We start from the raw sequence: 6,436 nt of genomic DNA on the forward strand, positions 1-6,436 counted from the left end.
ACGGAGACAGAACCGCCCATGCGGAAGATACTCATCGTCGGAGCCGGTCAGTCCGGGCTCCAGCTCGCCCTCGGACTCCAGTCACGGGGGTACGAGGTCACCCTGATGTCCAACCGTACGGCGGACGAGATACGGTCCGGCCGGATCATGTCCACCCAGGTCATGTTCGCCACCGCGCTCCAGCACGAACGCGACCTCCAGCTCAACTTCTGGGAGTCGCACGCGCCGCGCATAGAGGGCCTCGGCGTCTCCGTCGCGGCCCCCGACGCCTCGCGCCCCATCGACTGGGTCGGCACGCTGGACGGCTACGCCCAATCCGTCGACCAGCGGGTCAAGATGGCCGGCTGGCTGGACACCTTCGCGCAGCGCGGCGGCCAGTTGGTGATCCACGGCGCCGCGGTCTCCGACCTGGACTACTTCTCCCGTACGTACGACCTGGTCCTGGTCTCGGCGGGCAAGGGCGAGCTCGTCTCGATGTTCGGCCGCGACGCGGCCCGCTCGCCGCACGACACCCCGCAGCGCGCGCTGGCGGTCAGTTACGTCCACGGGCTCGGGCCGCGCCCCGAGCACCCCGAGTTCGACGCGGTCCGCTGCAACCTGGTGCCGGGCGTCGGCGAACTCTTCGTGATGCCGACCCTCACCACCTCGGGCCGCGCGGACATCCTCTTCTGGGAGGGGATACCCGGCGGCCCGCTCGACGTCTTCCGGGGCGTCAAGGACCCGGCGGAACACCTCTCGCTCACGCTGGAGCTGATGGAGCGCCACATCCCCTGGGAGTACGCGCGCGCCACGAAGGTCGAGCTGACGGACGCCGGCGGCACCCTCGCCGGACGGTACGCGCCGACCGTACGCAACCCGGTCGGCCGGCTGCCCAGCGGCGGGCTCGTCCTCGGCGTCGCGGACGTCGTCGTCGCCAACGACCCGGTCACCGGGCAGGGCTCCAACGCGGCCGCCAAGTGCGCCGCCTCGTACCTCGACTCGATCGTGGAACACGGCGACCGGCCCTTCGACGAGGCGTGGATGCGCACGGCGTTCGACCGCTACTGGGAGGTGGCGCGACACGTCACCAAGTGGACCAACGCGATGCTGGGCGAGCCGCCGGAGCACGTCCTCGGCCTGATCGGCGCGGCGGGGCAGCTCCAGCCGGTCGCGGACCGGTTCGCGAACGGCTTCGACGACCCGTCGGACTTCGAGAACTACTTCTACGAGCCGGAGAAGACGGCCGCGTACCTGGCCGAGGCCGGCGCCGCCTGACGGCGACCGGGCCCGCCGCCGCCCCGCCGGTCAGGTGCTGAAGGCATCCCGGTGGTCGTCCACCCAGGTGTCGAAGGCGCGAGGCGGGCGCCCCAGGACGCGTTCCACCTCACCGGTCAGGACGGCGCCGCGTCCTGACCGGATGAACGCGTTGCCGTCGATGACGACCTCGACGAAGGAGGCGTCCATTCCGGAGCCGAGCAACTGCGCGCGGGCCACATCGGGAGGTACGTCCACGGTCCCGATCGCCCGTCCGAGGATCCGGCCGAGCCGCGCGGTCTGCTCCGGGACGCTCAGCGACTCGGGGCCGGTCAGGGTGTAGGCCCGACCGTCGTGCCCCGCCGAGACCAGGGCCTCGACCGCGACCGCCGCCACATCACGCGGGTCGACGACGCCCACGGCGCCGGTCCCCGTCATGTTCGGGACCGGCTCTCCCGTACGCACCGACCGGGCCCACGCCAAGGCGTTCGAGGCGAAGCTCGACGGGCGCAGCAGCGTCCACGCCATACCGCTCGCCCGCACGGCCTCCTCCCCCGGGAGATGCCAGGACCCCACCGCGGCCTGGTCGGCCTCACCGGTCCCGATGGCCGACACCTTCACCACCCTGCCGACGCCCGCCGCCCGCGCCGCGGCGAGCATCGCCCGGTCGTGGAGCGCCACCGCGGGCCCCGGCGCGCTCAGCAGGAAGAGCGCCGCGGCCCCGGCCGCCGCCCGTTCCAGGGACGCGGGGTCGTCGAAGTCGCCCCGTACCACCTCGACGCCGTACGGCACGCTCGCCCGGGCCGGGTCCCGGGTCAGGGCGCGGACCGGCTCACCCCGCTCCGCCAGAAGCCGGACCACTTCACTGCCGATGGTGCCGGTGGCACCCGTCACCAGAATCATGTCGGCCACGCTGCCAGCGCGACGCCCCGGCCTCTAGGAAGTTTCGGCACTCCCGCGGCCTGGGGCGCGCACTCCGGGCCGACTACCGTGGGGCGGTGACCGTCACCAACGAGAGCGCACCGACTCCGTCGGCACCTCTGCGGCCGTGGATCGCCGACATCAGCGTCCTGACCGTCGCCGGATTCGGGCAGCGGCCCTTCACCCACCTGCCGGACCCGGCGACTGCGCTGGTGTTCCGTACGACCGCCGCCGGGCGCAGCGACCTGCTCGTCATGGGGCCACGCACCCGCGCCTCGTACCGCACCGGCAAGGACGTGCCGTTCTGCCTCAAGGTCCGCATCCGGCCCGGCCGCGCCCGGCCCCTCCTCGGCGTGCCCGTCGGTGAACTCGCCGACCGGGTCGTCCCGCTCGGCGACCTGTGGGGCGAACCCGCCGACCGCCTGGCCCACGAACTGGCCCGCCTCGGCCCCGACCCCGCGCTCGTCCTGGAACACCTGGAGGCGGAACTGCTGGCCCGCCTCACCACCCGCACACCCGCCGACCTGTCACGGAGCGACCTCCTCCACACGGCGACCCAGGCCCTGACCACCCGGGCCCACCAGCGCCCCGAACGCGTACCGGCCCTCGCGGAGCGACTCGGCGTCAGCGAACGCCACCTGCGCACCCTCTTCACCGACGGCGTCGGCCTCTCGCCCAAGCACCTGGCCCGCATCGAACGGGTCCGCAGCGTGCTCGCCCGCCGCCCCGGCCAGCGCCAATGGGCCCAACTGGCCACCGAATCCGGCTACTACGACCAGTCCCACATGACGGCCGACTTCCACGACGTGATGGGAGCCCCTCCCCATGCCTTCCACGCGGGCCGCCTGCCCGCGGCCCAGCCGTGCTGACACCCGGCAGTGAACAGGACGTACGAGACGGGCCTCTCCTGGCGCTCGGAACAGTTCGGGAACTGACCGACCTGCTTCCCGCGGAACTCCGCCGTACCGCCGGCTCGGACACCCCGGCCGTCAAAGATCCCCGGCGGCTCCCGGCAGGCCCGCCTGGAGAGCGTCGAGCAACTGGTCCAGGTTCGCCAGCTCTTCGCGTCCCATCGCCCCGAACACCTCTCGCAGCACCTGTTCCCCCGCCGCCGTCCCCGCGGCGAGCGCCTCGGCTCCCTCCGGGGTGAGGCGCACCAGCTTGGAGCGCCCGTCGGCAGGATCCGCCGTCCGCTCGACCAGCCCCCCACGCTCCAGTGCCTCAACGGACTGGGTGACGGAACGAGGGGCTTGACCGAGCTCCCGTGCCAACACCGACTGCCGTACGGCGCCCTGGCGGTCGAGCACCTGCAGAACCTTCGTACGGGCAAGGGAGAGACCGCCCGCCGTCATGCCGCCGTCGACCACCTTCCGCAGGTGGTACCCGAGCGACAGGTACCGCAGTCCGACCTCTACGGGGGTCACCTTCCGACCGCTCACGGCCACCGCTCCTCCGGTCTCTCAACTGTTGAGGTACCTCAGTGTTATGTTGATGAGGTACCTCAACATTACCCGAGAGGGAGATCCGCATGGACGCGCGCCCCGTCATCGTCATGACCGGTGCGACGAACGGCATCGGCCGGCTCGCCGCTCTCGACCTGGCCCGCCGCGGCGCCCGCCTCGGCATCGTCGCCCGCAGTCGGCCGAAGGCAGATGCGCTGCGGCAGGAGATCGAGCGGGTCGCGCCGGGGAGCCCGATCGACGTCTTCCTGGCCGATCTGTCCCTGCTCGCCGAGGTCCGCCGGGCGGGCGAGGAGGTCGCCGCGCACTACCCGCGGATCGATGTGCTGATCAACAACGCGGGCCTGCACGCCTTCTCCCAGCGGGTCACCTCCGAGGGCTATGCCGAGATGACCGCCGTGAACTATCTCGCGCCCTGGGTGCTCACCGACACCCTGCGCGGACGGATCACGGCATCCGCACCCGCCCGGATCGTCACCGTCGCGTCCCGGGCCTCGCTGCGGGCGGGCGCCGTCGACCCGCTGAAGGACCTGACCGACACGGCAGACTTCACGCGTCGGGGGTCGAGCCCGCGGTACGGCCTGTCCAAGCTGATGGACATCATGTTCACCCAGGAACTCGGCCGTCAGCTCCAGGACACGGGCGTCGCGGTGACCTGCTGCTGCCCCGGCTTCAACGCCACCGGCCTGGGGCGTGAACTCCCGCTCGCCGGGGCCCTGGAGAGGGCCCTCACCGCGCTGAACATCGGCGACCCCCGGCACGGGGCCGACATCATCGTGAAGCTCGCGACCGACCCCGCGTTCGCCCGCGGTACCGGTGGCTACTTCGCCGCCAGGACTGCCAAGCCCCTGCGCTGTCCCGAGATCGGGCGGGACGAAGCTGTGCAGCGTTCCCTGTGGGAGACCACGGCCGAACTCGTTCGCTAACTCTCCCCGAACCCGGCGTCGGACCCCTCCGTCGCGCCCTCCGGCAGAAGAGGCGGCACATACGCCGCCGGGGCCAGGGCGGCAGCGCCCGGGTCCGGGCGTACGGCGCCCAGCAGGGGGTTGGCCGCGATGGGGGAGACCTTGACGTACGCCCCGGGGCGCGGCGCCTGGATCACCATGCCGTCGCCCAGGTAGATCGCGACATGCGTGGCCTCCGGGAAGTAGATCACCAGGTCGCCGGGGCGCAGCTCGCGCAGCGGGATCCGGGGGAGGTCGCGCCACTGCTCCTGGCTGGTACGGGGGATGGCGAGCCCGGCGTGCGCCCATGCCTGCGAGGTGAGCCCCGAGCAGTCGTACGAACCGGGCCCCTCCGCGCCCCACTCGTACGGCTTGCCGATCTGCCCGGCGGCGAACTCCACCGCCCGGCCGCCCGCGGCGGACGGCGTGCCGCGCGCCCCGGCGGGGGCACCCGGCGCCCCTGGCGCACCGGCCGCACCGACGGTGTCCCCGAGGGCGCCGGAGCCGATCAGCTCGCGCTGGGCCCGCTCCGTGCCGGACTTCTCCAGCGCGGCGATCGAGGCGATCTCCGTACCGCTGAGGGAGGCGAGCAGCTTCTCGACCTCCCGGAGCCGGTCGCCGACCGTGTCGCGCTGCTTCTTCTGCCGCGCGACGAGTTGCTGCTGCCGGTCGAGTGCCGTACGGGACGCGCTCGCGAGGGCGTCGGCGCGCTGCTCGCCGGCCGTCAGCCCCCGCATCGTGCGGGCCCGGGAGCGCGCCACGCGCTCCAGCAGATGGCCGTCGTCCAGGATGTGCGCGGCGTCGGGGGAGAGGAGCAGCCGCAGGTAGTCGGAGAGGTCGGACTGCCCCTGGTACTGCCGGCGAGCCAGCAGCCCCGCGTCCCCCCGGCTCCGCTCCAGCGCGGCCCGCGCCCGGGCGAGATCGGCCGCCAGCTTCTTGGCCTCGACGCGCTGCCGGATCAGCTCGACCTCGGTGGCGTTGTACGCCTCGGTGGCCTGCTCGGTCTGCCGGTAGAGGAGTTGGAGCCGGCCGAGCAGCCCGGAGACGGTGGCGGGCGGCGCGCCGAGGGCGCCGGCCGCCGGAGCCGAAGCGCTCGGTGCCGACGGTACGGGCGGGAGCGGGAGCGGGGGCTCCGGGGCGGCGTACGCGGGGAACGGCACCGCGACGAGGAGGGTCGCGGCGGCCAGCGCCGCCGTACAGACGGATCGCAGCAGTCTTCCTGACACGTCATCACCTCGGGTTGCGGGACGAGGCGTCCAGTACTAAGAGATGACGAGGCGTCGGATGATGAGAAGAGCGGACTAATGGGCGGGGTGGCGCAACGACATCACCCCTGCGGGGGTTCCGCCGGAGGATCCTGCCGCGACGCCACAGAGCCCCGTGGCTTCGACCACGGCCACCTGGGACCCCGCTCCCCGCGCCCCTCGGGGACGTACACGTACTTCCAGCCGCGCTGGATCCCGAGGCGTTTGGTGTACCCGGCGGGCTCACGCAGATACGCGTACACGGTGGGCGCCCCGCCGTCGGCGGCCGGTACGGGGACCTCGTACCACTTCGGCGGATTCCCGGTCGGTCCGGTCAGCACGGGCAGGACGCGCCCGTCGAGCGGACCGCCGGTGAAGGGGGTGTTTTCGCTTCTCACGGGTCCCAGTCTCAGACGAAGTGGTCGAACTCTCCGGCTTTGACGCCGAGTATGAAGGCGTGGAGTTTGTCGGGGGTGGTGGTGACGATGACGTCGGGGTCGTCGCTTTCGACGAGCTTGATGGTGCCGTCGGGGGCAGCGGCTAGGTGGACGCAGCCGTTCCCGCCGCCGCTGTAGGAGGATTTCTGCCAGTGGAGGGCGGACACGCCTAGTTCTCCTCGGTGGGCCTACGTGCG

General features: G+C 72.6%; 8 protein-coding genes. 3 read left to right on the forward strand and 5 right to left on the reverse strand.

Annotated elements, in window-relative coordinates; genetic code table 11:
- The first annotated feature begins 18 nt into the window (after window positions 1-18).
- Complete coding sequence (locus ACIO3P_RS33655; protein WP_329829418.1) at window positions 19-1,254, forward strand: styrene monooxygenase/indole monooxygenase family protein; 1,236 nt, start codon at window positions 19-21, stop codon at window positions 1,252-1,254.
- 30 nt (window positions 1,255-1,284) lie between these two features.
- Here ACIO3P_RS33655 and ACIO3P_RS33660 read toward each other — a convergent pair whose 3' ends face one another.
- A complete protein-coding gene (locus ACIO3P_RS33660) occupies window positions 1,285-2,136 on the reverse strand; it encodes an NAD(P)H-binding protein (RefSeq protein ID WP_401851161.1) in 852 nt (283 codons plus the stop codon).
- Between the two features lie 95 nt (window positions 2,137-2,231).
- Here ACIO3P_RS33660 and ACIO3P_RS33665 point away from each other — a divergent pair, with 95 nt between their 5' ends.
- Window positions 2,232-3,023: a helix-turn-helix domain-containing protein gene (locus tag ACIO3P_RS33665; protein ID WP_401851159.1), complete on the forward strand. Its 792-nt coding sequence runs from the start codon at window positions 2,232-2,234 to the stop codon at window positions 3,021-3,023.
- A gap of 120 nt (window positions 3,024-3,143) precedes the next feature.
- Here ACIO3P_RS33665 and ACIO3P_RS33670 read toward each other — a convergent pair whose 3' ends face one another.
- The gene (locus ACIO3P_RS33670; RefSeq protein WP_401851156.1) at window positions 3,144-3,593 is read right to left on the reverse strand and encodes a MarR family winged helix-turn-helix transcriptional regulator; all 450 of its coding nucleotides are present in this window, start codon (window positions 3,591-3,593) and stop codon (window positions 3,144-3,146) included.
- 89 nt (window positions 3,594-3,682) lie between these two features.
- Between ACIO3P_RS33670 and ACIO3P_RS33675 the strand changes: the two genes are divergently transcribed.
- The gene (locus ACIO3P_RS33675; protein WP_401851154.1) at window positions 3,683-4,540 is read left to right on the forward strand and encodes an SDR family NAD(P)-dependent oxidoreductase; all 858 of its coding nucleotides are present in this window, start codon (window positions 3,683-3,685) and stop codon (window positions 4,538-4,540) included.
- Here the strand turns inward: ACIO3P_RS33675 and ACIO3P_RS33680 are convergent.
- The 3 genes from ACIO3P_RS33680 to ACIO3P_RS33690 form a co-directional block, all read right to left on the reverse strand.
- Entirely contained in the window at window positions 4,537-5,784 is a 1,248-nt protein-coding gene (locus tag ACIO3P_RS33680; protein WP_401851151.1) for an NlpC/P60 family protein, read from the reverse strand. The two genes, ACIO3P_RS33675 and ACIO3P_RS33680, sit on opposite strands and share 4 nt — an antisense overlap.
- A gap of 101 nt (window positions 5,785-5,885) precedes the next feature.
- Window positions 5,886-6,200 carry a hypothetical protein gene (locus ACIO3P_RS33685; protein ID WP_401791341.1) on the reverse strand — a complete coding sequence of 105 codons (315 nt, stop codon included), beginning with the start codon at window positions 6,198-6,200 and terminating at the stop codon, window positions 5,886-5,888.
- Window positions 6,201-6,211: 11 nt separating this feature from the next.
- A complete protein-coding gene (locus tag ACIO3P_RS33690) occupies window positions 6,212-6,406 on the reverse strand; it encodes a DUF397 domain-containing protein (RefSeq protein ID WP_401851149.1) in 195 nt (64 codons plus the stop codon).
- Window positions 6,407-6,436 lie beyond the last annotated feature (30 nt).

The organism is Streptomyces sp. NPDC087310 (assembly GCF_044744405.1).
Lineage (GTDB): Bacteria > Actinomycetota > Actinomycetes > Streptomycetales > Streptomycetaceae > Streptomyces.

Bases quoted from the DNA above. Each gene is read 5' to 3' on its own strand.
- ACIO3P_RS33655 (WP_329829418.1), top strand. From the start codon at position 19: ATGCGGAAGATACTCATCGTCGGAGCCGGTCAGTCCGGGCTCCAGCTC.
- ACIO3P_RS33660 (WP_401851161.1), bottom strand. From the start codon at position 2,136: ATGATTCTGGTGACGGGTGCCACCGGCACCATCGGCAGTGAAGTGGTC.
- ACIO3P_RS33675 (WP_401851154.1), top strand. From the start codon at position 3,683: ATGGACGCGCGCCCCGTCATCGTCATGACCGGTGCGACGAACGGCATC.